This window comes from Opitutus terrae PB90-1 (assembly GCF_000019965.1).
Taxonomy (GTDB): domain Bacteria; phylum Verrucomicrobiota; class Verrucomicrobiia; order Opitutales; family Opitutaceae; genus Opitutus; species Opitutus terrae.
The window spans coordinates 4362877-4389006 of record NC_010571.1; the positions used below are offsets into that span (position 1 = coordinate 4362877).

The following is a 26130-nucleotide window of genomic DNA, read 5'->3' on the forward strand; positions in this document are numbered from 1 at the left end:
AGCGAAAACGACCGCGATTCTGACCGCCGGTCCGTTACGGCACGCGTCGGCGCATCCTTTCGATCGACTCCGGCATTTCGCGCAACCCGAGCTCGCCAATCATCGCGCCTATGCTGCGCTGCGGATCGTTCGACCAGAACACGCCGGTGTCCTCGCGCGTCGAGTAGTCGTAGCCGACGTTCGCGCCGAAACGCTCCGTCAGTGCCCGGCCCTCGTGCAGCGTCTCGCTCCAGTGCAGGATCGCATACGCTAGGTCAATCTGGTGCACCAGCACGCCGGGCGCAGTGATCTGTGCCGCGACGCGGCCGATCGGATCGAAGATCGACGCGTTGTCGCGCGGCGCGCTGTTCACCACGAAATAATGGTGTCGCAACGCCTGCGCCATGGGTCGCAGCGTCTGCGGCGAGGCGCTGGGCAGCGCCACCAATTCCGCGCCACCGGCGGCGAGCGCGTCCCATGCTTCCTCATAGCTCATGTCCCAACAGATCAGAATGCCCAGCCGGCCAAAATCCGTCTGAAACACGGGATAGCCGTCGCCCTGCGTCACCCCACCCTCGCACACCCCGCGCTCGTCGATCATCGGATGGACTTTGCGAAAGATCCCCGCCACCTCGCCGGACCGATTCACCAGCACCGCGGCATTGCTGATCCGGTCCCGCTCGCGCAGCGTCATCGGCGCGACGATCCAAGTCTGATGCTCGCGCGCCTTCCGCGCGAGCGTGTCGAGCACCACCCCTTGGAGCGACACCGCTTGGTCCGACGCCGTGGTCGCGTCGTCGCGTTGCAGGGCGAATTCCGGAAACACCATCAGATCCAGTCCGCGGCCACCGGGCGCCTGGTTCGCCTGCGCTGCCGCCTGGTCGAGCAAGGTTGACATCAGGCTCAGCCGATCGGCGAGCGGCCCGTGAAAACCCGCCACTGCCGAGCCCAGCACCACCTTCCGAGGAAGCGAGTTTGCCCGGGTCGCCCACGTGCCCGCAGGCTGCGAGGCCACGGCCGCGCCCGTCAGCGGTTCCGCGTGCAGCACAACGGCAGCGAGCAGGAAGGCGACGAAGGCAGAGATCCGTGGGGCGCGGTCGTTCATGTGCCGCAGCCTAGCGACAGCAATTTCCCAACCAATCCCAATCGATTCGCTGGCGTCCACGCTGTTCGTGGCAGGCCACTTACCCGCCGCGCTCTGCGACGGGGTCATCCTCTGACTTTCCGTCCACTGCTGCGGCAGGATTGCGACCGCAATCGTGACCGCTATCCACCGCGAGTCTTAACCGGCCCGCTCAGCAGCCGCGGGCGGACGCCCGCAGACTTCGTTGAGCACCGGACTCACCGCCGCCACCGGCCGCACCTCCACCGTGAGCCCCAGCGGCAGTCCCGGACAGCCGCGCGCGATCTCCGTCGCCTCGTCGAGATCCGCGACGCTGAGATACAGATAACCGGCGACGACTTCCTTGGCTTCGGCGTAGGGACCATCCGTCACCTTCTCGCCGCGCGGGCCTGACACCACGCGACCGTGCAGTTCCAGCGGCTGGCCGTGCTGGACTTTGCCTCGCGCCGCGAGTCCCTCATACCAGTCGTTCCAACGGCGCGCGAGTTGCGCGCGTTCGTCGCGAGTGAGGTGCCGGTGCGCCTCGATGCCGCCATTGCGAAATAGCAACAGGAACGGTGCCGGATGGATTTCAGTTGCCATGCCTGCCGTCATGTGTCCCGGCCAGCGGCTCGTCAAAACCTCGCCGCCCGGATGACACACACTTTCCTCGCATGGCGGCGAGACACTGGACGCTGACACGGATTTTATGAACGCGTCCGCCTCAAACCGAGTCGTTCGTTGATGAGTTGGGCGCGATCTGGCTCGAGCCAATCGCGCCCGATGAAACCTCAACCCACACTCCCCCATGAGCATCACCACCCTCTCGAGCGCGGCCACTCAGTCCGCCGTCAAGCCCGTGCCAGAAGACATGCATACCGTCACACCTCACCTCGTATGCGCTGGGGCCGCCGCCGCGATCGAGTTCTACAAAAAGGCCTTCGCCGCCGTGGAAGTGACCCGCGTGCCCGGTCCCGAAGGCAAGCTCATCCACGGTTCCGTCCGGATCGGCAATTCGCTGGTGATACTCGCCGACGAATTTCCGGATTGGGGTTCCACGAGTCCGAAGACGCTTGAGGGCACGTCAGTGACCATTCACCTGAGTGTGGAAAACGCGGATCGCGTCGCCGAGACCGCGGTGCAAGCAGGCGCCAAGATCATCATTCCGGTCGCCGATGCCTTCTGGGGCGATCGCTACGGCGTGCTCGAGGATCCGTTTGGCCACCGTTGGTCCGTCGGCACACACGTGCGCGATGTGAGTCCGGAGGATATCCAAAAAGCCGCCACCGAGCTGTGCGGCTAGCCAGAGTCGTTCATAGGCCGACGTTTCCCGCGGGCCGTTTGAGCGGTCGCCGCCAATCAGCGAGCGGATCAACGCGCGCGCCGTGCCGGTGCACATCCCGGCACCGCGGGTGCTGCCGCGTAAGAATACGTAGTCGCGGCGGTTTGAGCCCGCGGGGCCGGCGTTAGCGTACAGCCGTTCCCTGCGCATCGCCGCATCGCGCGGCACACCGCGACGGAGGTCACGCTCCGTCGTGGGCGCCGCGCGATGCGGACAACCCCGCAACTCTTGTCGCCATGAGCAACCCTTGCCAAGTTCGCGGCCGCAATCCGAAGGCCTTGTTTTCCCTCAAACTCCATCGCGGCGACGGCATGACGCTGCTGGCGATGAACTGGCGGCGGCGCCGCCCGCCACTCGATTTCGTCGGCTTCGCGATCGAATACCAGGAGCCTGGCGGCACGCGTTTCTACGCGCTGAACAACCGCCTCAGCTTCGCCGCAGACGCCGCCAAGCCGAAGAAACTCTCCACGCGGCTCTCGCCGATCCAGAAATTTCGCTGGGTGCATTTCCCCCGCAACGCGGAGCTGGACGGCGATTTCACCTATCGCGCCACGCCGGTCTTCATGGATGCTGCCGGCAAGCTGAGCTACGGCGAGCCACAGGAAGCGGCGATCCAGCTCCGCCGTGAGACCTACCCGGGACAGCTCAACGTCACCTACACGCGCGGCTTCGTCTCGTCGCAGGCGTTCGCCGATCGCTATGGCAAATATCCGCTCACCGCACTGCTGCCTGCCACGGCCGACCAAGGCCTCGAGTTCCAACCGGGTTGCCCCGAAAAGGTGGCGAAGGGCGCCTACGCATGGATGGGTTTTGAAGCGCGTAGCGCCGTGCTTGAGGTGCTCGACCAGGCGCTCGGCGATCCGCAAGCGCAGGTGCGCGTCGTCGCCTATGACCTTTGCGAACCCGGCATCGTCTCCCGGCTTGAGCAACTGGGCACGCGGCTGAAGATCATCATCGACGACTCAAAACCAGACCACGGCGCGAAAACCTCCGCCGAGGCCGCCGCCGAGCGTCGGCTCATCGCGTCGGCCGGCCCCGATCACGTCAAGCGACAGCACGTACGAAAGCTTCAGCACAACAAGATCGTCGTGGTCGACGGCCCGGCCGTGCAGGCCGCGGTCGCAGGCTCGACCAACTTTTCCTGGCGCGGATTCTACGTGCAGAACAACAGCGCGGTGATTCTCCGTGGTCCATCCGTCGTGCGGATTTTCACCGCAGCGTTCGAAGCCTACTGGAACAATGCGCGGCCGGAGGTATTCGGCGCGACCGCCTCCGCCGGCTGGCAGAAGCTGGGGCTCAAAGGTATTAAGGCCGCCATCACCTTCTCGCCGCGGCTTGCGCAAAACGCGGTGCTCGCCTCAATCGCGGCCGACCTCGCCCAAGCGCGCTCCAGCCTCTTCTTCTCGCTCGCTTTTCTCTATCAAACGCCGGGCCGCATCGTCGACGCGCTCAAACAAATCCAGTCCGACGCGAAAATTTTCTGCTACGGAATCTCGGACAAGAAAGTGAAAGCGCTCGCCGCGCCCGGCCTCGCGCTCACCAAGCCGAGCGGTCAGATGAGCGTCGTTTACCCGCAGGAGCTGACGCGCGATCTGGCCGGCCTGTTCAAGGAGGAGTCCAGCGGCGGACGCGGCGTGCGGCTGCACCACAAGTTTCTCGTGATCGATTTCGATAAGCCGACGGCACGCGTCTATGTGGGCTCCTTCAACTTCTCGGGCGCCGCGGACACTAGCAACGGCGAAAACCTGCTGTGCATTCGCGACCGCCGGGTGGCGACCTCCTACATGATCGAGGCGTTGCGGATCTTCGATCACTACCATTTCCGCGTCGCGCAAAAAGAGGCCAAGGCGGGACACCGCCCGCTGCAGCTCGCCCGTCCGCCGCGCGCACCGGACGAGAAGCCGTGGTGGGACGAATACTACTCGGATCCACGCAAGGCGCTCGACCGAAAGCTGTTCGCCTGACTGCCTTCGATGCCATAGGTGCCAAACGATACGGCGTAGAACACGACCAACGCCACCAGCCAGCGCGAAACTCGCCTCTTCGCAATGGCATCGAAGACGGGCAGCCGGACCGCTGCGAGGTGATCCGCACCGCGACCGTTGACGGAAGATCCCGCCGTGCTCGGGCCGGCCGAGTTGTATCTGCACGCGCTCTTGGCCCAGCTCGAGCCGTTGCTCGTGGTGCTCGAACGCTACGACGAACGCATCGCTCAAGTCTTCGGCGCCCATCCCGATCAGGCCCTGATCCGTTCGTTTCCCGGCGTCGGCCCGGTGCTCGCCCCGCGACTGCTCGCCGCCCTCGGCGACGACCGCAGCCGCTTTCCGGCAGCGAAGTCGCTGCAGTGCCTCTCCGGGATCGCCCCCGTCGTGATCCGCTCCGGTCACAGCACCCAGATCTGTCGCCGCCACGCCCTGCCCCACCTTCCTGCGCCAGTCGTTCCACGAACACGCCAGCGAAAGCATCCGCCACTCGCGCTGGGCCCGCGCCTACTACGAGCAGCAAAAGCTACGCGGCAAGAAACACCACACCATCGCCCGCGCCCTCGCCTTCAAATGGCAGCGGATCCTCGTCCGCTGCTGGCAGGACCATCAGCCGTATGACGAGACCCGCTACCTCGCCTCGCTCCAACACCGCAATCCCGCCCTTTACCAACTCGCCCTCCACACCCGCCTGCCCAGCGACAAGGCCCCCGCATAAACCTCACTTTCCCGCTTGCTTGGAGACCTCAGATATCTGGTTGGGCCGTTTATTCATCGAGGCTACTAACAGCCACTAGGTGCTTTCCAAACCAATGCCACGCATCGTCCACGAGCCTATGATCGCTGGCGGATACACGCCAATCCCGGGGGCTTTTGGGATGTGTCACGCGATCCCGGATTTCGACTGCTGCTAAGAAACGAGCGCCCTCTTCCCCGGAGAAATCTACTTTGTATGACTTCCCGCACACACGCCCGTAGGCCCTGAAGGCCAGCTTGATATTCTCCTTGAGCGGACGCTTTGCCTTCTGAAAGCCCGCTTGGGCTAGTCGCAAATCCTGTAACTCAAGCTTGTCGGCATCGGAGAAATCACCCGGTTCTGACAATGCGCATGCAGCAGACTTTAGATGGAAGACGTGAGCTTCGATGCATGAAAAGACGACACGCACTTTAAGCCTTCGAAGAAAATCCGTGTCCTTCTCTCGGGCCGCGAGATCGTTGAAGCTAGCGATTTCGCTGCGGGTCATGTCGAGCAACTCAGAAAGCTCGGCGAAGTTCAGACGTAGAAGAGTGAGCCGGTCCATTTTTCCCAACGACCAAAGATCAGCCACGCGGGCCGAGCGAGGATGGAGTTTCGGATGCGGGCGAATCGTCCGAAGGCGGACGGCTGCCCGCGTTGCGCTGTGACGGCTGGTTCGGCTCTTGCTTCAGCTCCACCAGCCGTCGGGCGGTGCGCCTTTCCGGCGGAGTAATATCTTGGCGGGTGAAGGTGCTCTCGCCGGTAAGAAGCCGGCTTTTGAACTTCTCGACTGTGGCACGGGTGAGGACGTAATTGATCCCGGGCGAATCCCAGTCGTGCAGGGTGTCCAACAAGCGCTCGTTGTAAGGGGCCTCGTCCTCGAATCGAAAGTGGTCGGACGCAATAATGCAGAAGGCAATCGGCTCCAGGTCTTCAGCGGCTAGCGAGCCATCCAGGACAGCATCACAAAGCCGCAACACGTGGTCTCGGGTGATGAGCAATTCTTCCTTCATCGGATCCACATACTGGGTGAATACATCCGAAGAGGTTTGGACGACGGCGCCAGCCAAGTCTTTCTTCAGAGCGGCCGCAGGTGCGACACCGACGAGGAAATCTCTAAGGACGGACTCGCGCATGTTCTGCCGAACAGTGTTATTCAGCCTCAGGGGAAAACCTAACTCGAGGCAGGTTCATGGGCGCCATCACGCCCGATAACTCCTTTGGCCTCAACAGCCAAATTACAGCTCCTGGCTTTTCGAGATCGCCGCTGGCGCCGGCAAAAAGCGTGAAGCGGATCCGTTACCCCGCCGTCTGTCGTGCCCACCGACTCGATATCGTTTCCCGGATGGGGAGCAGGTGCTGTGGCGCACGGATGCGAATGTGGTCACCAAGGCCGACCGCCGGCGGCCCGGACAGCGATGGTTCGTGTGTTTGGTAGGTTGTGGTGAACTCGATGGAGCATCCTGCAAGCGCCTGTGCAGAGAGCTTAGGCCGGAGGCCACCTTGGTTACATCGAGCTGACGCGACGAGGGCGTCGCGCCAGCAGGGCAGGCATCTTCAGGAACGCGATGGGACACTCGCATCCCTCAGAGGACCGAATCGACGACCAACCAGACCCTAAAAGGGGGGCTCAGGAACCCTCCGGAACCGCACAGCATGGTCGCAGGTAGTCAACAAGAGGGTCACAAGAGGGATTCGGAGCGTCAGAACCACCCGGATTTCCAGCAACCCAAGATGTTAAAAAGCACACCGGGGAAGGTGGCGGGCTTGGGCGCAGCAAGCCTGCGTGTATCCGAGTAATCGCGGGTGAGATGCTCCGTGTGGTCGGTGTATGCCGTGGGCGGCTCGTTCCCGCGCGATATGGAGTTCTGAGTTCTGCGCCTTCTGCACTTCTTTGCGGCAGTCATGGTTTCGCGCCTTTGGTGTGCTTCGTGGTTCTCCCAGCTCCATTTCGCGGCGGGCAAGATCCACCTTCGCCAGCGGCTACGGCCGACAAGTTGCCCGCGCGCCGATGGCCCGGGCTACGACAAACCACGCGGAGGAGGGCCCCGACCTAGTCGGGCTAGACTGGCCGCATTCCCCGTGGATTCGTGAGATTCGCGTGATTCGCGGGCAAGATCTTCTGTCGCCAAGGCTCGTAGCTACGCCGCCCACAGCAGATCGACGGCAGCGATCCGGAGTTCTGCCGGGGTGACTTTGCGAGCACGGCCCCATGGCGGAGAGAGCACTCTCGGGAGACTATGCCATGCCGTGTGAGCCGTGTTTCAGCGCGCGGCACCGTTTCTCAGCCATCCTGCCATGAAGCCTCGCAACTTTCGCTTTCTCTTCACGGCTTCGGTCACGTCGGTGATGCTCACAAGCCTTGCCGTTGTCCGGGGCGCTGCACCCGCGTCAGCTCAGCCTACACCTCCCGCACCGACTTCCACCGCCCCGGAGCCACCGCAACCCGTCGCACTCACCGCGCTTCCACTGGAAAAGCTGCTCTGGCGCGACGTGCGCAATCCGCAAGGGAAGTCTCTCGGCATCGTTAACGACGTCCTCGCGCACATGCCGTCCGGCCGGATCATTTATCTTTCGATCCTGCCCGCGCGGCTCTACGGCCGACCGAAGGTCGTGCCGCCAGGCGTCGTCACCGTGCCCGACGATCCCAGGGCTCCGCTGCAGATCGACATCACTGAGGAGCGCTGGATCGAGGCGCCCGTGATCGACTGGAACAACGTCATGGTCGTGAAACCCACCGACCAGGGAGCGCAGGTGTATGCGTTCTACGAACAGAGCTGGCTCGAGCCGCCGCCGGGCGTCGACGGCCCCGTGGACCTCTCGGCCAAAGTGCCGGATCCGTCCAAGGCGGAGCGTTACGTCGCGCTCAAGCCGCTGCTGCTCGAACGCGTGACCTCGCAGAAGAACGAACAGACCGGCTACCTGAGCGGATTCCTGATCGACTGGCCGGCCCATCGCGTAACGCACGCGCTGGTCTCGCCGCGATTTCCTCCGGTGCCCAAGCCCGACGAGCAGTGGTTCGCCGTCCCGCTCGCGTTGCTCACGCCGCCCAATCCAGAGGAAACGATCGTGGTCCAAGCCGACACCGCCGCGTTCAACCAGGCGCCGGTCGTGCCGGCATCGGATCGGCTGCCGGCTGGTGACACCCCACGAATCTATCGCTATCCGGCAGCCAAGGCCGCCGAAGTGGTCGCGGCCGAGTAGCGGGTCGGCGCGCGACGTTCAGCTGATCACGCGGCGAATCGAGGCGCCGCGTTGGTCAGAGGCGCCCGCGGCGCGGAGCGGAATCCTACCTCACCGCTGCAATTTGATTCCGCCGTTGTCGCGTAGATGCTCGCGATCGTTCTCGCCGCAGCCTTCGCTTACTTCGCAGGAGTCGGCACCGAGGCGGAGCTGACGCTGGATGACCGCTGCCGCGAGCATCGCGATGAGATGCTCGAGCGGCTGCCTGCCGTCGCGCGCACCCTCTTCGCCAGGCTCGCCCAGAGCGTCCGAGTTCGGCGGCAACGGATCAGAGCGCGGCACGCACCGGATGGAAGTCATGAGGCAAGCTCGGGTGAGCGCGAGGACGGCAAGCACTCCGATTCACGCCGACGCGCGCCGGCGAAAATCGATCCGGACCATCTGCTGCCACTCGCCACGCTCGTTCCACCGCGAGGACGTGAATACGCGGTGATCCTTGCTCTTGAATTCCGTCACTTCCCGGAATTTCGACAGCCCGCCGTCCGGTCCAGGCGGAAACGGGCCCTCCGTCTCCAGCGTGAGAATGCGACCGGTGGCATCGACGGTGCCGCGATAATGCCAGAGGTGACTGGACATCGAGTCCATCCACGTACCGACGTAACAACGCTGGCGCCGATCGTAGCCCAGCATCAGACGGCAAACGTAGGGGAAGTCTTCGTTGCGGCCCTCCGACTCGAGCCAGAACCCGCCGAAGATCCGCGCGCGTTCGTGGCCGCGGCTCTTCATCGGCGAGCGGCCCGGACCGCAGTCGATCTCGAGTTCCAGGTCCCATTCGCCGACGAACTGCTGCAGCCACTCGTGCTCCTGGCCGGGGGATTCGGACGGCATGTCCGCGCAGGGCGCACGGTCGGAGTTCTCGTGGGAAGTGGCGGTGGTCATGTCTTGGGATGCAGTGGTTGTGCTCATGAGGTTTCCTTTCAGTGAACGCCGCGATCGCGGCGTGGTGACACTTCCTCGACGAACGGGCCCTCGCGTTTCGGACACCGCTCGCCGACTTGTCATAAAACTCCGGCACGCCCGGTGCGTTGCGCCCCCAATCCTGTGCGATGTGCTATGTTATCCGCGGCCGGGCGGCCCGGCCTGTTCAATCACACATTCCTGCCCCCATGGACCTCGCCCCTTCGACTTCCTACCTCCTGCTGTTCCGCAACACCGGCCCGGAGATCTTCGCGAAGCTCTCCGCCGAGCAGAAGCAGCAACTCGTGACCCGCTGGAACGCATGGTATGACGAGCTTGCGCAACGCGGACAGGCCCTCGAGGGACAACCGCTCGAGCCCGAGACGCGCGTCGTCAGCGGGCCGGCTGGTCAGCGGGTGATGGACGGGCCGTTCGCCGAGGCGAAGGAGGCGGTCGGCGGCTACGTGAAGTTGTGCGTCAGCGGGCTCGACGAGGCCACGGCCATCGCGCGCCGCCATCCTGCACTGGAGCACGGGCTCGTCATCGAAATCCGGGAACTGACCGAGCACTGCCATCTCGGCGTCAAGAGCCGACAACCATCCGCGGCGGCCGCGATGGCTTGATTCGAATGCATGCAATCAAATCTGTCTCATCCTGAGCGGCCAAACCGGCGAGAGGCGGTGCGCGCTGCCTTCAAGGCTATGGGAAGATACTCGCGGGCGAGACAGCGCCTTGAGGGTAAGGCGCGCCACCTCCAACCGCCCACTGCGGCCTGAGGCATGGCGACGACGGATGTTCCGACGCAGCCCGCGACCGACGCGACGCCACCGCCGCCAGTGGCGGCCGGCCCCGCGGAACTGGTTGAACATTTCTTTCGGCACGAAACCGGTCGGCTGCATGGCACGCTGATCCGGCTGCTCGGCGTCCAAAATCTCTCGCTCGCCGAGGATCTCGCGCAGGAGGCAATGCTCCGCGCGCTGCGCACGTGGTCGATGGGCGGCGTGCCGCCGAATCCCTCGGCCTGGATCACGCGCGTGGCGATCAATCTCGCGCGCGACGCGCTGCGGCATCAGCGGATGTCCACCGGCAAGGAGTCCGCGATCGTCACCTACCTCGACCAGACGCGGCCCGGCTCCGCGGCGCCCGCGGATCCGGATCAGGAAATTCGCGACGACGCACTGCGGCTGATGTTCGTGTGCTGCCATCCCTCGATCGCCGCCGATGCGCAGGTCGTGCTCGCGTTGAAGGTGCTGTGCGGATTCAGCACCGGCGAAATCGCGCAGGCGTTCCTCACCAGCGAGGCCGCGATCGAAAAGCAGCTCACGCGCACGAAGCAGCGGATCGCGGACGCCCGGATTCCCTTCGAGCTGCCGGCCGGCACCGATCTCGCCCCGCGGTTGGACGGCGTGCTGAGCGCACTCTACCTGCTGTTCAACGAAGGCTACAAGGCTTCCGCCGGCGAGCGCCTGTTGCGCGAGGAGTTGTGCGCCGAGGCGATCCGGTTGGGCACACTCGTCGTCGAGCATCCAGTGCTCGCCACGCCGCGCGCGCAAGCGTTGCTGGCGCTGATGCTGCTCACGGCAGCGCGGCTCCCCGGTCGGCTCGATCAGAACGGCGAGCTACTGCGACTCGACGACCAGGATCGCACCAAGTGGAACCAGCGCATGATCGAACAGGGTCTGGTGATGCTGGGTGCGGCGGCGCGCGGCGAGGAGCTCAGCGAATACCACCTCGAGGCCGGCATTGCGGCGTGCCACTGCGCCGCGACGGATTACGCTTCAACGGATTGGCCGCGGATCCTGCGCCATTACGATGAACTGCAGCGCATCAAACCGTCGCCGATCGTGGATCTGAATCGCGCGGTGGCCGTCGCCGAAGTGCACGGGCCGAAGGCGGGACTCGACGCGCTCGCGGCGATGCCGCGCCGCGAACGACTGGACTCCTATTATCTGCTGCACGCGGTGAGCGGGGAATTTCACTGGCGGCTAAACCAGCGGCCGCAGGCGATCGCTTGTTTTCGGAAAGCACGCGACTTGGCGCGCGTCGGTCCCGAACAACTCTATCTTGATCGGCTGCTCGAGCGGCTCGCCGGCAGTACGCCGCGGCGCTCGGAGGCGTGATGGGAGGTCCCTGACCTCTGAAGGTCGGGCGCTCACGCCGCGAGTGCCACGAACATCAAGCGACATCCCGGCGGAAAACGGAATGGCCGCCCTCCTTCGCAAGCGCTGCCCGAATGGAGACGCGACGCCCTCGTCGCGTCACGGCGACGAGGGCGTCGCCGCTCCATCGATCATACACGGCCAACGCGGCTAACTCCCAGAGACGGATGGTAGGGGCGCAGGCTTGCTGCGCCCTTATCACCGGCAACCGATTGAGGGCGCAGCAAGCCTGCGCCCCTACGATGGCGAACACATCGCAGACGCGCCCTCACGTTTGCGCCGGGCGAACATCCTTTTACCGGTTGATCCGTCATCCCCGTGCCATGTCCTCACTCGCTCCCTCTCGTCTCTCCGGCCGCACCGCCCTCGTGACCGGTTCCAGTCGTGGTGTCGGCCAATTGGTCGCCGAGGCCCTCGCCCGCCAGGGTGCGCGGGTGTTCGTCCACGGCCGCACCGAAACGGCTTGCGCCGCGACGCTGGCGCGGGTCGTGGCGGCGAGCGCGGGTCGGGCCGATCCGGTTGTCGTGGCGGCGAATCTCGCCGTGCCCGCTGAAGTCGAGGCACTGGCGGATCGCGTGGAGGCGCTCGGCGGAGTCGACATCCTTTATAACAACGCCGCGATCATGCATCCGTGGCGCGAACGCATCGAGAACCACACGCAAGCGGACTGGGAATCCAGCTTTCAGGTCAACGTGTTCGCGCTCGTGCGGCTCTGCGCGCGGTTCGTTCCCGCCATGCGCAAACGCGGCTGGGGCCGCGTGGTCAACGTCACCTCGGGCATCGACAAAACCCCGCAGCTCGCCGGCTACGGCGCAAGCAAATGGGCCGTCGACAAATTTACCGATGACCTCGCCGCCGAGCTGAAGGACACCGGCGTGATCGTCTCGCGGCTGGACCCCGGCTGGCTGCGTACCGACATGGGCGGAAAACAGGCGCCCAACGACCCCGAGACCGTACTCCCCGGCGCGCTCGTGCCCGTGCTGCTGGCGGACGACGCGCCCGGCGGACAGTTTTTCCGCGCCCAAGAGCTGCGCGGTGCAAACGTGTAAGCGCGGTGGCATGTAGCCGAGGTCGCTGACCTCGGCCGTTTCACGTTACATCACAAAGCCGCCGGGCACGCAGAGCCCGGCTAAAGCTCCGCGCTCAACCTTTCCCGCTCGAGAATGCCGGATACAGCACCATGCCGCCGTCGATGAAGATCGTCGTGCCGGTGATGTAGTCCGATTGATCCGAGGCGAGCCACACCGCGAGCCGTCCGACGTCAGCGGGTTCGCCGATCCGGCCATACGGGATCATCGTCAGCAGCTGTCGCATCGCCTCCGGCGTTTCCCACGCGTGCCGGTTGATGTCCGTGCGAATCGCGCCCGGCGCGATGCTGTTCACGCGAATCCGATCGCGCGCCACCTCCTGTGCCAGGCTTTTCATCATCAGCATCACCCCACCCTTGGATGCACAGTAGTTCACATGTCCCGCCCACGGGATCACCTCGTGCACCGAGCTGATGCAGATGATCTTGCCCGCCGCCGAGGAAATCTCCGGCCGCACGCCGCGGCGTTTGAACTGGCGCACCGCCTCGCGCGCGCAGAGGAACTGCCCGGTGAGATTCACATCAATGACCTTCTGCCACTGCGCGAGCGTCATCTCGTCGAACGCCACGTCCTGCTCGATGCCGGCGTTGTTCACCAGGATGTCGACGGTGCCACACTCCTCGCAGGTGCGACGGAACATCGCCTGCACGTCCGCTTCGCGACTCACATCGCCTTGGACGACCAGCGCGCGGCCGCCTTCGGCGCGAATCTCGCTCGCGGTCTGCTCCGCGCTCTTTGCGCTGTGCGCATAGTTGATGACCACGGCCGCGCCCGCGCGCGCGAGCTCAATCGCGATCTCGCGCCCGAGCCCGGAGCCGGAGCCGGTCACGAGCGCGATTTGTTTTTCCAACCGCCGCGGCGGATCGGAAACAACGGGCGGAGGAATGGAGGCAGATGCGGACGAAGGAGCGTTGTTCATGGGATCAGCGTTGCGGCATAGTGCGTCCGCCGGAAACAGCGTTCCCGCGATTGTGCGATGTCGCGTTCGGATCGGTGAATTGCCGGAGCCGTGATCCGGCCAGTCAGAGACCCGCGTTGCGGCCGCCCGGAAACTTCAGCCACGGTTTACCGCTCCTACAGCAGTGCAGCTGGGCGGCTGTCGAATGCCCGGTCCGGGGTCACCGACCCCGGCTACAACACTATCAACCGCGCCTAGTTCGCGCGGAGCGCTTCCACGGGCGTCACGCGCGCGGCGCGCCGCGACGGAATCAGGCAGGCTAGCACCGCCACGAGCGAGAGCACCACCGCGGTGCCGCCGAGCACGGTCACGTCGCTCGGCGCGACGCCGAAGAGCATGCCGCTCATCGCGCGGCCCGCGAACCAGGCGCCAAGCAACCCGAGCGGCAGCCCGATCAGCAGCAGCCGGCCGCCGAGTCCGAGAAACTGCGCCAGGATCTGCTCCGGCAGCGCCCCGAGCGCCATCCGCACGCCGATCTCACGCTGCCGTTGCGCGACCGTGTAAGCCAGCACGCCGTAGATTCCCACGGCCGCCAGCACCAGCGCGACGGCCGCGAAGATTCCGGCGAGCAGCAACGGCACGCGCCGCCCGGCGACGCTGTCAGCCACGCGCGTTTCCATCGTTTTCAAATCGTCCACGGGCAGTTCGGGGTCGATGCGCAGCACGGCACCGCGCAGGGCCTTGCCGGCCAGCTCGGCGGGCTGCGTCGTTCGCACCGTGAGCGCGAACCACGTGCTCGCATAGTTGTTGTAGGGAAAATAGATCGCGCCGTTCGCGCGCGCGTCGGCGAGATCGGTCTGCTTCACCGCGCCCACGACACCGACGATCGTGTAGAGTTTTTGATCCTTGCCCGGCGGCTCGTTCGAGAGCCGGTGCCCCACCGCGCTTGCCTTCGGCCAGTAGCGGCGGGCCACGTCTTCGTCGATGACACAGACCCGATTTTCGCCGTGCAGATCGGCGGCAGTGAGATAGCGGCCCTCGCGCAGGGGCACGCCGAGCGTTTGAAAGTAGTCACCCGCCACGCCGCTCGTGTAGTGCGCCTGGAGGGATTCGCCCTGCGCCGGTTCGCGTCCCTCGATCCACGTCGCGTTGTTGTTGGCCGAACCGGTGAACGGCAGCCCCGTGCCGATCCCGACGGAAGTGACGCCGGGCACGCCCTGCAGCTCCACCAGCAATCGATCGATGAAGGCAAGCCGCTGCTTGTCCTCTTTGTAGTTCACCCACGGCAGCGCGACCGTGCCGGTGAGGACATTCTCGGCCTGAAACCCCGGATTCACCGCCATGACGCGCGCGAAACTCAATCCGAGCAGACCCGTCCCGGCGAGCAGGACAAACGCGAGTGCGATCTGCGCCACGATCAACGCATGCCGCAGCCGGTGCACCGCACGCGTGGTCGTGCCGCCACGCGACTCGACGGACAATGCCGCGGTCAAGTTGCCGTGCAACGTGTGCCAGATCACCGGCACGGCGAGCACCACGCCGAGCACGATCGTCCCCGCGAGCGCGGCCAGATACACGTTGAAATCCAGCGAGGGATCGATCGCCACCGGCAACTGGTCGGCAGCGAGCAAGACGATGCCGCGCACGGCCGCCGCGCCCAAAGCCAGTCCGATCACACCGCCGAGCACCGAAAGCACCACGGTCTCGGTCACCAGCGAGCGCGCCAGCTGGCCCCAACTGGCGCCGAGGGCCTGCCGGACACAGAATTCCTTGGTGCGGCCGGTGGCGCGGACGAGCAACAGGTTCGCCAGGTTGACCGCGCCGATCAGCAGCAGGAACAACACGCCGGTCTGCAGCAGCAGCAGCACCGGCCGAAGTTCCGCCACGTAGTCCTGGCCGAGATCGCGCACGAACGTATGAAACCCGGCATCGATGACGGTCTTGCCAAAGGGATCTTCCTTGAGCGTGCGGGCGTTGAGCGCGTCCACCTGCGCCTGCGCCGTCCCAACTGATTCGCCCGGCTTCAGCCGCGCGATCATCTGCATGTTGTTCGAGTGCCGCCGATCCTGTTTCCGGTCGTCGTCCGAAAAGCACAGCGGCGTCCAGAGCTTCGCGCGCTGCGACAGATAGCGGAACGACGGCGGCATCACGCCGACGATCGTGAACTGCTCCGTGTTGATCCGCATCTTCTGGCCGATCACCGCGGGATCCGCCCCAAACCGCTGCCGCCACAGGCTGTCGCTGAGGATCACGACCAAATGTTTCCCATAAAAACCCTCCTCGTCTGTGAACGTCCGTCCGAGCGCGGCATTCACCCCGAGCGTGCGGAAAAACGACGGCGTCGCGCTCGTGGCGTCGACTCGCTCCGGCGAGCCGGCTTCGCCGATGGTTACCCCGGAGCCGCGCACTGCGCCGGCGTCGGCGAACGCGGCGACTTGCTCCTTGCGCTCGAGGTAATGCGGCACGGAGGCTCCGGCGCGCGGCACACCCGCCTTGGGATAAGCGTTGGCCACCAGCACGAGTTGCTCGGGCGCGGTGAACGGCAGCGGTTTCAGCAGCACGCTGTTCACCACCGCAAAGATCGCGATGTTCGCGGCGAGGCAGAGCGACAGGATCAGGAGTGCCGTGGCCGTGAAACTTTTTTCGCGCGCGAGGTTGCGGAGGGACAAGCGCACGTCGCGCAGCACAGATTCGAAGGGCGGCATACGGCACAAAAACTCCGCTGCGCACGGAAAGTTTCAGATCTTTCGGCGTCATAATTCGTCGAGCGTGCCGTCCCCAGGATTCCGCTTGATTCGTAGCGGCAAGCGTCCCTGCCTGCCGTGGCTCGTTTCGGCAGGCGCGGAAGCCTGCTCCCATGCTCAGTTGCTCTCCTTGCTGTTGGTTATGCCATCCTACCCCACCCTCGCGCCGCTCCTGTCTTCCTGCTGCTTCGCGCTCGCCGTTTCCGGCACCTCGGCCCAAACGCTGCCCACGGGGCTGCCGTTTCAGGACCCGGAACTTCCGGCCGAGCAGCGCATCGACGACCTCATCGGACGGATGACGCTCGAGGAGAAAATCGACTGCATGGCGATGCGGGCGGCCGTGCCGCGGCTCGGGGTGAAAGGTTCGCGCCACATCGAGGGCTATCACGGCGTGGCACAGGGCGGCCCGAGCAATTGGGGCCGGCGCAACCCGACCGCGACCACGCAGTTTCCGCAGGCGTATGGACTCGGCGCCACGTGGGATCCGGAGCTGATCCGGCAGGTCGCCGCGCAGGAGGCGGAGGAAGCGCGCTATCTGTTCCAGAGTCCGCGTTACGATCGCGCCGGACTGATCGTGCGGGCGCCCAACGCCGATCTCGCGCGCGATCCACGCTGGGGCCGCACGGAGGAAGTTTACGGCGAGGATCCGTTTCACGCGGGCACGCTGGCGACGGCGTTCGTGCGCGGGCTGCAGGGCGACGATCCGCGCTACTTCAAGGCCGTGAGCCTGGTGAAACATTTTCTGGCCAACAGCAATGAGGACGGACGGGAATCGTCGTCATCCAACTTCAGCGAGCGACAGTGGCGCGAGTATTACGCGAAGCCGTTCGAGATGGCGATCGTCGACGGTGGCGCACCGGCGCTGATGGCCGCCTACAACGCCGTCAACGGCACGCCGGCTCACGTGCACCCGATGCTGCGCGACATCGTCATGGCCGAGTGGAAGCTCAACGGCATCCTCTGCACCGATGGCGGCGGACTGCGGCTGCTCGTCGAGAAACATCACGCGTTTCCCGACCTGCCCAGCGCGGCCGCGGCGTGCGTGAAGGCGGGCATCAATCACTTCCTCGACCGGCACAAGGATGCTGTCACCGAAGCGGTCGCACGCGGCTCGATCACCGAGCGCGACCTCGACGCGGCGCTGCGGGGACTTTTCCGCGTCTCGTTGAAGCTCGGCCTGCTCGATCCGGATGAGCGTGTGCCGTACGCGGCCATCGGCCGCAACGGCGAAGCCGAGCCCTGGCTGCGTCCCGACACGCAGGCGCTCGTGCGCAAGGTCACCCAGCGCTCGATCGTGTTGCTCAAAAACTCCGGCGCGCTGCTCCCGCTCGATCGCACGAAGGTGAAGACGGTCGCCTTGGTTGGCCCGCTGGTGAACACCGTCCTTCCGGATTGGTATGGCGGCACGCCGCCGTATACGGTGCCGCCGTCGATCGGAGTGGAAAAAGTCGCGGGCGAGGGCGTGAAGGTTGGCTGGCTCGCCGACATGGGCGACGCCGCGGTCGAGCTCGCCCGCACGTCTGAGATTGCGATCGTCTGCGTCGGGAACGATCCGATCAGTGCCGGCGGCTGGGAACTGGTGCGCACGCCGAGCGAGGGCAAGGAAGCCGTGGACCGCAAGGACCTCGCGCTGCCGCGCGATCAGGAGAAATTCATCCGGCGCGTACTCGCCGCCAATCCGCGCACGATCGTCGTGCTGATTTCGAATTTCCCCTATGCGATGCCGTGGGTGGTGAAGCACGTGCCGGCGATCGTCCACCTCACGCATGCGAGCCAGGAACTCGGCCACGCGCTCGGCGACGTGTTGTGGGGCGAGGTCAATCCGGATGGCAAGTTGGCGCAAACCTGGCCGAAGTCGCTGAAACAGCTGCCGCCGATGATGGATTACGATCTCACCCACGGACGAACCTACCAGTATTTCAAAGGCGAACCGCAGTTCCCCTTCGGGTTCGGGCTGAGCTACACGACGTTCAATCTTTCCAATCTTCGTGTCGGCCTGGATGTAGCCCGGCACGTGGGCGCCGGGGCAGAAACTCCTGCTGAATCGCCGGCCCCGCGGACATTCGCGCCGAACGCCATCCTCTCAATCGCGGTGGAGGTTACCAACACCGGGACGCGCGCCGGTGATGAAGTCGTGCAGGTCTATGCACGGTATCCCCACTCAAAGGTCTCCCGCCCGCTGAAGCAGCTCTGCGGTTTTCAGCGCATCAGCGTGGCAGCGGGCGAAACGGCGCACGTGAGACTGCAGTTGCCCGCGTCGCGCTTCGCCTACTGGTCGGTCGAACAGCATGCTTGGGTGGTTGAGCCCGGCCCGGTAGAATTGCTCGTCGGCAATTCGTCGGCTGACTCGGACCTGAAACTGCGACAGACCATTTCCATCGAATAACTTCTCACCGGTAGCCACGCGCATTGGCGCGCGGTCCCGCCGCCACCCCTCAGCCACGTTTTCAACCATGCACCTCCCGCGCACGCTCGCCGTCATTATCGCCTGGCTCTGTCTCATGACCGCTCTCCACGCCGACACCGCTCCGCTCAACGTGCTCGCCCGGCCCGGGCTCAATCTGAACGGCAAGTGGGCGATGATCATCGATCCCTACGAAAACGGATACTACGACTACCGTCACCAGCCCTACGATGCCACCGAACCGGCGACCGGCGGCTACTTTCTCGACCGCAAGCCGGCGAACAAGAGCGAGCTGATCGAATACGACTTCGATACCGCGCCGACGCTCACCGTGCCCGGCGACTGGAATTCGCAGGCGGAGCGGCTCCTCTACTACGAGGGCAGCGTCTGGTACCGCCGAAAGTTCGACTACACGCCTTCGGCCGCCGACCATCGGCTCTTCCTCTATTTTGGCGCCGTCAACTACCGCGCCGACGTCTACCTGAACGGCAAAAAACTCGGTACGCACATCGGCGGGTTCACGCCGTTCGCCTTCGAGGTCACCGGCCAGGTCCAGCCCGCCGGCAATTCGCTCGTGGTGCGGGTCGACGACACGCGTCGCGTGGAAGCCGTGCCCACCGTAAACACGGATTGGTGGAACTATGGTGGACTCACGCGCGACGTGCTGCTCGTCGAAACGCCGGCCGTGTTCATCCGCGACTACCAAGTCCAGTTGAAGCCCGGCTCATCGAACACCATTCAGGCAATCGTCCGGCTCGACCGCGCCGGGCCGGCTGCCTCGGCTGCGGTTGCCCCTGCCGCACCGGCGCCTGTTGCCGTGAGGGTCTCGCTGCCCGATCTGGGCCTCAGCGCCTCCGGTCAAACCGACGCGGACGGTGTCGCGCGCTTCGAGTTGCCCGCGCCGAACCTCGCCTTGTGGTCACCAGCAAGCCCGCGCCGCCACACCGTCGAGCTCAGCACGCCGGGAGACCGCATCAGCGAAAAGATCGGCTTCCGCACGATCGCGGTGCGGGGCGCCGACATCCTGTTGAATGGCGAATCCGTTTTCCTGCGCGGCATTTGCCTGCACGAGGAAAATCCGCTGCGCGGCGGGCGGGCCACCACCGAAGCCGACGCCCGGTTGCTGCTGGGCTGGGCCCGGGAGCTCGGCTGCAATTTCGTCCGGCTCGCCCACTACCCACACAACGAATACATGGCCCGCGTCGCCGACGAACTCGGCCTGATGCTCTGGGAGGAAGTGCCGGTTTATTGGACGATCCAGTGGGAAAACCCCGACACGCTCACGAATGCCCAGGCGCAGCTGACCGAGTTGATCATCCGCGATCGCAATCGCGCGAGCGTGATCATCTGGTCCGTGGCCAACGAGACGCCCGTCAGCGAGCCGCGCACGCGTTTCCTCAAAACGCTCGTCGATACCGCGCGCTCGCTCGATCCGACGCGGCTCGTTTCCGCCGCGATGGAGGTGCATACCGATCCCGCTGATTCGAATCACAAGATCGTCGACGATCCCTTCGGTCAGTACACGGACCTGCTCAGCTTCAACCAATACATCGGCTGGTACGACGGGCTCCCTGACAAGCTGCCCAAGGTCCGATGGACCCTCGCCTATGAAAAGCCGGTGGTGATCAGCGAATTTGGCGCGGACGCATTGCAAGGCCTGCATGGCGACAAACTTACCCGCTTCAGCGAGGAATATCAGGCCGATCTCTACGCCCAGACGCTCGCCATGCTGCAGAAAATTCCGCAGTGGCGCGGCGCCACGCCGTGGATCCTGTGCGATTTCCGCTCGCCGCGGCGGCCGCTGGCAAACGTGCAGGATGGCTGGAACCGCAAAGGCCTGATCGGCGAGAACGGCACGCGCAAGCAGGCGTTCAATATCCTCCGGGAGTATTACGAATCACGCCGCTTCACAGCCGTGTCGCCGTAGACAATCCGTCGACTCCAGCACCCGGACGGCGCTTCAGTCTCATCGTCCGTGCGGCGCGCCGACGCCGGGCTAAACATCGCTGAAATGCAGATCGCTTCGCCCATTGGCTCCTGCCAGCGCGGCGGCGCGCACGGGCGGAGAAGACGCCGCCCTGTTGGCCCGAGCCGCGGGAAGATCTACCACGTGTCCCGACTTGGTCCGTGTCCGCGTCGACGACTGTGCCCGCTGCACCTGGATCCCAACCAGATTCTGGAGATCAGCCACCGCCGCCCGGAGGTCCGCGGCTTGTGCGTTGAGTGCTTCCGACGCACTCGCACTTTCCTCAGCGCTGGCCGCATTGTTCTGCACCACCTTGTCCATCTGTGTCACCGCCGAATTGATCTGCTGCACGCCCTGGCTCTGTTCGCGACTGGCGGTGGCCACATCACCCATCAACGTGTCGACGCGGCGGACCTTGTCCACAATCTCGGTCAGCCGACCGGCGACCTTGGTGCTGATCTCGACCCCCTGCGTGGTCTTGCTGATGGCGGCTTCGATCTTCGCGGCGCTTTCCTTCGACGCATGGGCGCTGCGTTGCGCGAGGCTCCTCACCTCGTCGGCGACGACGGCAAACCCCATCCCAGCTTCGCCGGCCCGCGCGGCTTCCACCGCCGCATTTAGTGCCAGGATGTTCGTCTGAAAGGCAATCTCGTCGATGGTCTTGATGATTTTCGCGATGTCATCGCTAGACTTCTTGATGTCGCTCATCGCCGCGTTCATCGCCTGCATTTCGCCGGCGCCGGCATCGGCGGCTTGCCGGGCTTCCCGGCCAATGGCGTTCGCCTGGGTCGCGTTCTCCGCATTCCGCTGCGTCATGCCCGCCATCTCCTCCAACGAGGAACTGGTCTCTTCCAAGGATGCGGCCTGTTCGCTCGCACCCGCAGCGAGGGACTGGCTCGAGGTGGAGACCTGTGCCGCCGCACTGGCAGTGTGCTGGGCGGTCAGCGACAGCCGGTCCACCATGGCAATCAGGGGACCGTTGATACCCTTTTGAATCAACCAACCGCTCGCCGCGACGATCAGCACTACGAGGCCGGCAGCGATGCCGAGCCCCCAGCGGGAGGAGGATTCGGCCATGGCCATCAGCCGGCCTGGTTCCAACTGGGTGAGGCTCAGGGCGCGGCTCATCAAGGACGCGCTGCCCTCGCCCAACCGGTTGTACAGCGGCAGCACCTTGCCCTGCAGCGCGTCCACGCCGTCCTGCTGCTGGAAATTCGCCGCCAGCGTGAAAACCTGCATCGATTGCTCCAGAAAGTCCGGCAACGTCGCGGTCAGCGTTTTTCGTCCGCTCTGCATCTCCTGGTCCTCCAGCAATCCCGCAAGTTTCTCGAGTTCGCCCCGAAGTGCCTCGCCGAGGCGCGTGAACTCCGCCTGGTCCTTCACCACCTGATCGGAATGGATCTGGGCTGGAGCCTGACTCACCAGCGCACCTTGCCGGGCCAGCATGCGGTTAGCCCGCTCCAGCGACTCAATACTGGCCAGACTCACCTCGCTCAAGCGCGACGCGGCACGACTCAGGCGTCGCGCTGAAGCAAAGTTCGCCAGCGACATGATGATCAACCCTGCAATGGCCAGTCCAACCAGCGCGATGACTCGAGAACGAATGGTTTTCATGCGGTGCTTTTCTATCAATGACGAGGGGCTGCCTGGTGGCTCGCTGAGCTGCGACGCGTCTCGCGCCAGGCTCGATTGCGCAGAGCGATCCGCAACTACTGTCTCACAGGTGATTCTCGTGCGAAGATTGGGCCGTGCGGGCTAGTTTACGACGGACCGCGCCGCCTCGATGACCTTGGCTTGGAGTGCGCTCGGACTGCCTTTGGTGACGAGAAAGAACGCCATGCCAACCGGCTTGTCGGTCTGCAGCACTTTCACGCCGGGCCCAAAATTCGACTTTCCGACGAATCCGAAACCATCCGGTTTTTGCGCGACGATCGGACAGATATCGCGCGGCGTCTCGCGCTGGATGGCGGTTTTCGTCACCGCAGCCCCCAGCAGCACCTGCTCGTCCACACCGATGCGTGGGCCATTTCGCGGCCCAAGCGAGAATACGGTGATGGGTGCGTCGTGGCCGCCCACTTCTTTCCAGTTCTGAATCGCACCGGTGAGAATCTCCTTGATCTGCGCGATCGTCAGCGAACTCACGGAATTGGACGGATGCACCACGAAGAGAATCGGATCGCGGCCGATCTCAACCGGGACCAACTTGGCGAGATCAACGCTGCCCGGCTTTTCCGCATTAGCGCCGGCGGCTGCGCGTTCGATCGATCCCGTCACCATGCCTATGTCGCATGCGCCCGAGCTGACATCCTGCAATCCCTTGCCCGCATTCTTGCTGATCAGCTGCACCGGTCCTCCGGCGGACTGATCGAGCGTACTCTGTCCTTTATTCAAAGCCGCGCAGAGGGCGGCTGCCCCGCTCATGCGCAGGGGTTCAACGGCCCGGCCGACGGTAATACCGGTCAGGAGCGCAACGGAAAGCAGCAGGCAGGCGAGTCCCCGATTGGTCACGGGGGAAGAGCGAAGGTTGGAACTGAGTGGATGTTTCATGATGAGGCTGCGGGCGTTAGTTCATGGGCAAAATTCAGGCAGCGCCGAGCGCTTCAGAAGACGACCTGTAGGCGCGAGATGAGTCGGCCTTCCTCGGCGCGGGGTCCCGGCAAATCGCCAAGCAGGTAGTTGAAGGACAGCTTCAGATCATCGCCTTTGATCAGATAGTTGAAGCCCACCGTCCAAAGCTCGGTCGTGTCGCCGGCCAGATCACGATCGACGTCGTACACCTCATAGCGCAGCACTCCCTGCAGCAGCTTGGGAATGATCACACAACTCCCGAGCAGCGACCATCCCTCCGCGGTGTAGTCCCGGCCGATCGCGCGATCGAAGCAGGTATTGAGATACTCCGCCTGAAGTTCGAGTCGCCGATACGAGGCCTGCAGATCGACGCCCAAGCCCCGACGGTGGCCGCTGAAGCTGCCGGAGTCCCGCCCGGTGAATGCATTGATGCCGGTGGACACGCGGCCCGCGTCGGTCTGGATCCAGGTTCCGGCGACGCGCCCAACGTAGGTGAACTGGTCATTGTCGTTGGCACTGTTGTTGGAGCCGTTGCCGTTGAACAGCCCCGCTGCATAGGTCAGGCGCGGACCGCCGACGGAACCGCTCAGCATCGCGCCGATCTGGCGCCGCAACGTGAGCTGGTCGTTCACCAGCGCTCGTTCGATCACGATGTGCTTCGTGCCGGACATCAGCTGCTCGTAGCCGAAGGGCGTCTTGAACTGGCCGACCGTCACGGTCGCTGCCGGAAAACGGCTCCACGCCACATAAGCGTCGGTAATCTGGGCGCGATAGCCGCTGACGGTGCCGAGGGAGTTGCTGCCGAAATCGGACGTCAGGGCGAAGTCAAATCCCTCGACGAAGCTGCCCTTGACTCCGAGGCGCGCGCGACGCACCAGGAACCGGTCGCCGACGGGAAATCGAGCGTCTGGGGCATCGCCCCACTCACCCTGCAAATGCAGAAAACCACCGATCGCGAGCTTCGCCTCCTTGCCCATCGGCACGACCGCGGCCGGCCCGGATTTCGCGGGTGCACTGGCGCCGAGTCGCTGTTTCAGTGTCGCATTCTCCTCGGTAAGCGTCGCGACCTTGGACTCGAGCGCACGAAGCCGCGTTTCCAGCTCATCGGGAGTCGCGCCCGCGAGCGCGGGAGCGGCAAGGCCCAGGGTGATAACGGCCGTGGCCAGCAGCGCTGCCCGTGCTGCCGGGCGCACGCGAAACGCGGGAGAGTTCGCAGAAGAGTGCATGAGTGGGTTGCGTGGTCTTGAGGCTCAGCGACTCCGCGGAGCTGCTGCAGTCTCCCACTCGTTCGGCGCCCGGCGGCGGCACTCCACCCCAGATTGTCTGAGTAATTCTACGGGGCCGATGCCGCCAGTCAGCTGCGCTTTGCCACGGCCGGCAGTTCGACCACCACGCTCGCGCCGCCGGCCACGTGGCGTTGCGCCCGTACCCGGCCGCCCTGGCACTGCACCAACCTCACCAGACAGCGAAGCCCCTCATCCCGCGGCTGCGGCGGCCCTCCTCCGGAATCGAACGCCCCCGCGGCGCCCCAAGCGTGCGCCATGGTATCCCCGCCGTGGGCGCTCACCTCCAGCGCCACCCTTTCGCCCTGCGTCTTCGCCGTCACCGCAATCTGCGGATCGCCGGCCGGCCCTGCCGTTCGGACCGCGTTATCGATGAGCCAGTAAAGCATCCGTTCCAGCGCGAGCCGACTCACGCCCACCGGCGGGAGCACCCCCAGCCTCAGCGTAGCACGTGTGCGCGTGTGCGCCTGCACGTGCGCCCAGACCCGGTGGACCGCTTCCGCTGTATCCGCGGCGTAACTCGCGTAGCGTTCTTCCAACTCACTCAGTTCGCTGGCCAGCCCGGCCAGTCCTTCCAGCTGCGCCTGCAGATCGCGCAGCGCTGCCTTCGCGTGCGCGAGGTACTCCGCCTCTGCGGAGCCGGCGCCCAGTGTATTTTCGTCCAGCAACGATAGAAATCCGTTGGCAGCCGTGAGCGGATTTCGCAGGTCGTGCGTCAGGAAGCTGGCATATCCGGCCAGCCAGGCGTTGGCCGCCTCCATCCGCCGCATCCGTGCCGCCGGTGCATCGCCCGGTTCCGGCGTCATGCAGCAGGCTGCGACGACAAGGGAGCGTCGCACTCCGACGGCTCCGGCAGATACGCCAGCGGCGCATCGATCAACCCGAGGCGCGCGGCGTACAACACCAATTGGGCGACCGACCGCAGCCCGGTTCGCTTGAGAATGTTGGCCCGATGGTTCTCGACCGTGCGCGTCGACAGCGCCAGCCGGTCGGCAATCTCCTTGGACCCGAGCCCCTCGGCGACATAGCGCAGGACCTCACGCTCCCGATTGGTCAGAGCCGGTCCCGCGCCAAGCCGCATCGCGGCATGCGCTTCCTGCTGCAGCAAACGCTTCGCGCTGGCGCCGAGATACTCCCGCCCGGCGGCGACGCTGCGCAGCGCCATCTTGAACTCATCGAACGGGGCGGTCTTCTCGAGATAGCCCTTTGCGCCGGCGGCCAGCGCTTCGCGCACCGCCAGCGCCGACGTAATCGCGGAGAAGACCAGGACGCGCGGCGGCGGATCGATCCGGATATCCCGCACGAACCCGAGGCCGCTGCGGCCGCTCAGCATCCAGTCCAGCACCACTACGCTCGGCCGGTGCAGCTCCGCCATGGCCAGCGCCTGTTCCACAGATTCGGCTTCCGCCACCACGTGAAACCCCGGCATCGCCGCCACGAATGCCGCCAGCATCTGGCGGATCGCCGTGTGGTCTTCCACCATCATCACCGAGACGTATCCGGGGGGTGTGACACACATAGGATGGCAATAGCATTCGACCTGCGCCGGTCGGAGTTGATCGGGATCTGGGAGGAAACACCTACCATTCGCGCCCTTGATCGTCAGTATTAGCACCGTGCCACAGGCCTGACGCCCAGGCGATCTATTCGTCTCCACCGACTCCTGACCTTCGCCGGAGCCACGTTTTGACTTTGCATGCGTCCGGGGTGACGTGACTGACGTGCACCCCGCGAATCGC

Annotated in this window: 22 protein-coding genes; 9 read left to right on the forward strand and 13 right to left on the reverse strand. The window is 65.0% G+C overall.

Annotation, left to right across the window (positions count from 1 at the left end; all coding sequences use genetic code 11):
- Window positions 1-34: 34 nt before the first annotated feature.
- Both OTER_RS16885 and OTER_RS16890 read right to left on the reverse strand, forming a co-directional pair.
- The gene (locus OTER_RS16885; protein WP_044891835.1) at window positions 35-1084 is read right to left on the reverse strand and encodes a carbon-nitrogen hydrolase family protein; all 1050 of its coding nucleotides are present in this window, start codon (window positions 1082-1084) and stop codon (window positions 35-37) included.
- Between the two features lie 177 nt (window positions 1085-1261).
- A complete protein-coding gene (locus tag OTER_RS16890) occupies window positions 1262-1684 on the reverse strand; it encodes a YciI family protein (RefSeq protein ID WP_044891836.1) in 423 nt (140 codons plus the stop codon).
- Window positions 1685-1889: 205 nt separating this feature from the next.
- Between OTER_RS16890 and OTER_RS16895 the strand changes: the two genes are divergently transcribed.
- From OTER_RS16895 to OTER_RS16905, 3 genes are all read left to right on the forward strand, one after another.
- Window positions 1890-2384: a VOC family protein gene (locus OTER_RS16895; RefSeq protein ID WP_012376146.1), complete on the forward strand. Its 495-nt coding sequence runs from the start codon at window positions 1890-1892 to the stop codon at window positions 2382-2384.
- Between the two features lie 275 nt (window positions 2385-2659).
- Window positions 2660-4387, forward strand: coding sequence for a phospholipase D-like domain-containing protein (locus OTER_RS16900; RefSeq protein ID WP_012376147.1), 1728 nt, complete (start codon window positions 2660-2662; stop codon window positions 4385-4387).
- Window positions 4388-4525: 138 nt separating this feature from the next.
- Window positions 4526-5026 (forward strand): IS110 family transposase, encoded by a 501-nt coding sequence (locus OTER_RS16905; RefSeq protein ID WP_052300411.1) that lies wholly within the window; start codon window positions 4526-4528, stop codon window positions 5024-5026.
- Between the two features lie 146 nt (window positions 5027-5172).
- On the opposite strand, the gene OTER_RS16910 is transcribed toward OTER_RS16905, so the two are convergent.
- Window positions 5173-5733 (reverse strand): hypothetical protein, encoded by a 561-nt coding sequence (locus OTER_RS16910; protein ID WP_044891837.1) that lies wholly within the window; start codon window positions 5731-5733, stop codon window positions 5173-5175.
- The gene (locus tag OTER_RS16915) at window positions 5726-6277 is read right to left on the reverse strand and encodes a hypothetical protein (RefSeq protein ID WP_012376148.1); all 552 of its coding nucleotides are present in this window, start codon (window positions 6275-6277) and stop codon (window positions 5726-5728) included. Before OTER_RS16915 ends, OTER_RS16910 begins: the two co-directional genes overlap by 8 nt.
- 1162 nt (window positions 6278-7439) lie before the next feature.
- Between OTER_RS16915 and OTER_RS16920 the strand changes: the two genes are divergently transcribed.
- The gene (locus OTER_RS16920) at window positions 7440-8345 is read left to right on the forward strand and encodes a hypothetical protein (protein ID WP_012376149.1); all 906 of its coding nucleotides are present in this window, start codon (window positions 7440-7442) and stop codon (window positions 8343-8345) included.
- 90 nt (window positions 8346-8435) lie between these two features.
- On the opposite strand, the gene OTER_RS16925 is transcribed toward OTER_RS16920, so the two are convergent.
- Window positions 8436-8684 carry a hypothetical protein gene (locus tag OTER_RS16925; RefSeq protein ID WP_012376150.1) on the reverse strand — a complete coding sequence of 83 codons (249 nt, stop codon included), beginning with the start codon at window positions 8682-8684 and terminating at the stop codon, window positions 8436-8438.
- A 42-nt stretch (window positions 8685-8726) separates the two neighbouring features.
- Window positions 8727-9290: a DUF1579 domain-containing protein gene (locus OTER_RS16930; RefSeq protein ID WP_158305463.1), complete on the reverse strand. Its 564-nt coding sequence runs from the start codon at window positions 9288-9290 to the stop codon at window positions 8727-8729.
- A gap of 200 nt (window positions 9291-9490) precedes the next feature.
- Between OTER_RS16930 and OTER_RS16935 the strand changes: the two genes are divergently transcribed.
- The 3 genes from OTER_RS16935 to OTER_RS16945 all read left to right on the forward strand — a co-directional run bounded on the left by OTER_RS16935 (window position 9491) and on the right by OTER_RS16945 (window position 12489).
- Window positions 9491-9904, forward strand: a complete 414-nt coding sequence (locus OTER_RS16935) for a YciI family protein (protein ID WP_012376152.1) — start codon at window positions 9491-9493, stop codon at window positions 9902-9904.
- Between the two features lie 156 nt (window positions 9905-10060).
- Window positions 10061-11401, forward strand: coding sequence for an RNA polymerase sigma factor (locus OTER_RS16940; RefSeq protein ID WP_012376153.1), 1341 nt, complete (start codon window positions 10061-10063; stop codon window positions 11399-11401).
- A gap of 362 nt (window positions 11402-11763) precedes the next feature.
- On the forward strand, window positions 11764-12489 hold the full coding sequence (locus tag OTER_RS16945; RefSeq protein WP_012376154.1) for an SDR family NAD(P)-dependent oxidoreductase: 726 nt from the start codon (window positions 11764-11766) through the stop codon (window positions 12487-12489).
- Between the two features lie 94 nt (window positions 12490-12583).
- Here OTER_RS16945 and OTER_RS16950 read toward each other — a convergent pair whose 3' ends face one another.
- Both OTER_RS16950 and OTER_RS16955 read right to left on the reverse strand, forming a co-directional pair.
- Complete coding sequence (locus tag OTER_RS16950; protein WP_012376155.1) at window positions 12584-13447, reverse strand: SDR family oxidoreductase; 864 nt, start codon at window positions 13445-13447, stop codon at window positions 12584-12586.
- Window positions 13448-13680: 233 nt separating this feature from the next.
- Window positions 13681-16131 (reverse strand): ABC transporter permease, encoded by a 2451-nt coding sequence (locus OTER_RS16955; RefSeq protein ID WP_012376156.1) that lies wholly within the window; start codon window positions 16129-16131, stop codon window positions 13681-13683.
- Between the two features lie 181 nt (window positions 16132-16312).
- Here OTER_RS16955 and OTER_RS16960 point away from each other — a divergent pair, with 181 nt between their 5' ends.
- On the forward strand, window positions 16313-18556 hold the full coding sequence (locus OTER_RS16960) for a glycoside hydrolase family 3 C-terminal domain-containing protein (RefSeq protein WP_012376157.1): 2244 nt from the start codon (window positions 16313-16315) through the stop codon (window positions 18554-18556).
- A 67-nt stretch (window positions 18557-18623) separates the two neighbouring features.
- On the forward strand, window positions 18624-20501 hold the full coding sequence (locus OTER_RS16965) for a glycoside hydrolase family 2 protein (RefSeq protein ID WP_012376158.1): 1878 nt from the start codon (window positions 18624-18626) through the stop codon (window positions 20499-20501).
- A gap of 69 nt (window positions 20502-20570) precedes the next feature.
- On the opposite strand, the gene OTER_RS16970 is transcribed toward OTER_RS16965, so the two are convergent.
- From OTER_RS16970 to OTER_RS16990, 5 genes are all read right to left on the reverse strand, one after another.
- On the reverse strand, window positions 20571-22154 hold the full coding sequence (locus OTER_RS16970) for a methyl-accepting chemotaxis protein (protein ID WP_012376159.1): 1584 nt from the start codon (window positions 22152-22154) through the stop codon (window positions 20571-20573).
- 141 nt (window positions 22155-22295) lie between these two features.
- Window positions 22296-23087, reverse strand: a complete 792-nt coding sequence (locus OTER_RS24335; RefSeq protein WP_012376160.1) for a substrate-binding domain-containing protein — start codon at window positions 23085-23087, stop codon at window positions 22296-22298.
- A 53-nt stretch (window positions 23088-23140) separates the two neighbouring features.
- Complete coding sequence (locus OTER_RS16980) at window positions 23141-24334, reverse strand: porin (RefSeq protein WP_012376161.1); 1194 nt, start codon at window positions 24332-24334, stop codon at window positions 23141-23143.
- A 128-nt stretch (window positions 24335-24462) separates the two neighbouring features.
- The gene (locus OTER_RS16985; protein WP_012376162.1) at window positions 24463-25197 is read right to left on the reverse strand and encodes a sensor histidine kinase; all 735 of its coding nucleotides are present in this window, start codon (window positions 25195-25197) and stop codon (window positions 24463-24465) included.
- On the reverse strand, window positions 25194-25877 hold the full coding sequence (locus tag OTER_RS16990; RefSeq protein WP_052300414.1) for a LuxR C-terminal-related transcriptional regulator: 684 nt from the start codon (window positions 25875-25877) through the stop codon (window positions 25194-25196). The genes OTER_RS16985 and OTER_RS16990 overlap by 4 nt, the downstream gene beginning before the upstream one ends.
- Between the last annotated feature and the right edge of the window lie 253 nt (window positions 25878-26130).

Coding starts and splice junctions, on each gene's coding strand:
- OTER_RS16885 (WP_044891835.1), bottom strand. CDS start 1,084: ATGAACGACCGCGCCCCACGGATCTCTGCCTTCGTCGCCTTCCTGCTC.
- OTER_RS16985 (WP_012376162.1), bottom strand. CDS start 25,197: ATGACGCCGGAACCGGGCGATGCACCGGCGGCACGGATGCGGCGGATG.
- OTER_RS16980 (WP_012376161.1), bottom strand. CDS start 24,334: ATGCACTCTTCTGCGAACTCTCCCGCGTTTCGCGTGCGCCCGGCAGCA.
- OTER_RS16945 (WP_012376154.1), top strand. CDS start 11,764: ATGTCCTCACTCGCTCCCTCTCGTCTCTCCGGCCGCACCGCCCTCGTG.
- OTER_RS16970 (WP_012376159.1), bottom strand. CDS start 22,154: ATGAAAACCATTCGTTCTCGAGTCATCGCGCTGGTTGGACTGGCCATT.
- OTER_RS16965 (WP_012376158.1), top strand. CDS start 18,624: ATGCACCTCCCGCGCACGCTCGCCGTCATTATCGCCTGGCTCTGTCTC.
- OTER_RS16990 (WP_052300414.1), bottom strand. CDS start 25,877: ATGATGGTGGAAGACCACACGGCGATCCGCCAGATGCTGGCGGCATTC.
- OTER_RS16920 (WP_012376149.1), top strand. CDS start 7,440: ATGAAGCCTCGCAACTTTCGCTTTCTCTTCACGGCTTCGGTCACGTCG.
- OTER_RS16950 (WP_012376155.1), bottom strand. CDS start 13,447: ATGAACAACGCTCCTTCGTCCGCATCTGCCTCCATTCCTCCGCCCGTT.
- OTER_RS16940 (WP_012376153.1), top strand. CDS start 10,061: ATGGCGACGACGGATGTTCCGACGCAGCCCGCGACCGACGCGACGCCA.
- OTER_RS24335 (WP_012376160.1), bottom strand. CDS start 23,087: ATGAAACATCCACTCAGTTCCAACCTTCGCTCTTCCCCCGTGACCAAT.
- OTER_RS16890 (WP_044891836.1), bottom strand. CDS start 1,684: ATGGCAACTGAAATCCATCCGGCACCGTTCCTGTTGCTATTTCGCAAT.
- OTER_RS16930 (WP_158305463.1), bottom strand. CDS start 9,290: ATGAGCACAACCACTGCATCCCAAGACATGACCACCGCCACTTCCCAC.
- OTER_RS16955 (WP_012376156.1), bottom strand. CDS start 16,131: ATGCCGCCCTTCGAATCTGTGCTGCGCGACGTGCGCTTGTCCCTCCGC.
- OTER_RS16925 (WP_012376150.1), bottom strand. CDS start 8,684: ATGACTTCCATCCGGTGCGTGCCGCGCTCTGATCCGTTGCCGCCGAAC.
- OTER_RS16960 (WP_012376157.1), top strand. CDS start 16,313: ATGCCATCCTACCCCACCCTCGCGCCGCTCCTGTCTTCCTGCTGCTTC.
- OTER_RS16895 (WP_012376146.1), top strand. CDS start 1,890: ATGAGCATCACCACCCTCTCGAGCGCGGCCACTCAGTCCGCCGTCAAG.
- OTER_RS16935 (WP_012376152.1), top strand. CDS start 9,491: ATGGACCTCGCCCCTTCGACTTCCTACCTCCTGCTGTTCCGCAACACC.
- OTER_RS16915 (WP_012376148.1), bottom strand. CDS start 6,277: ATGCGCGAGTCCGTCCTTAGAGATTTCCTCGTCGGTGTCGCACCTGCG.
- OTER_RS16900 (WP_012376147.1), top strand. CDS start 2,660: ATGAGCAACCCTTGCCAAGTTCGCGGCCGCAATCCGAAGGCCTTGTTT.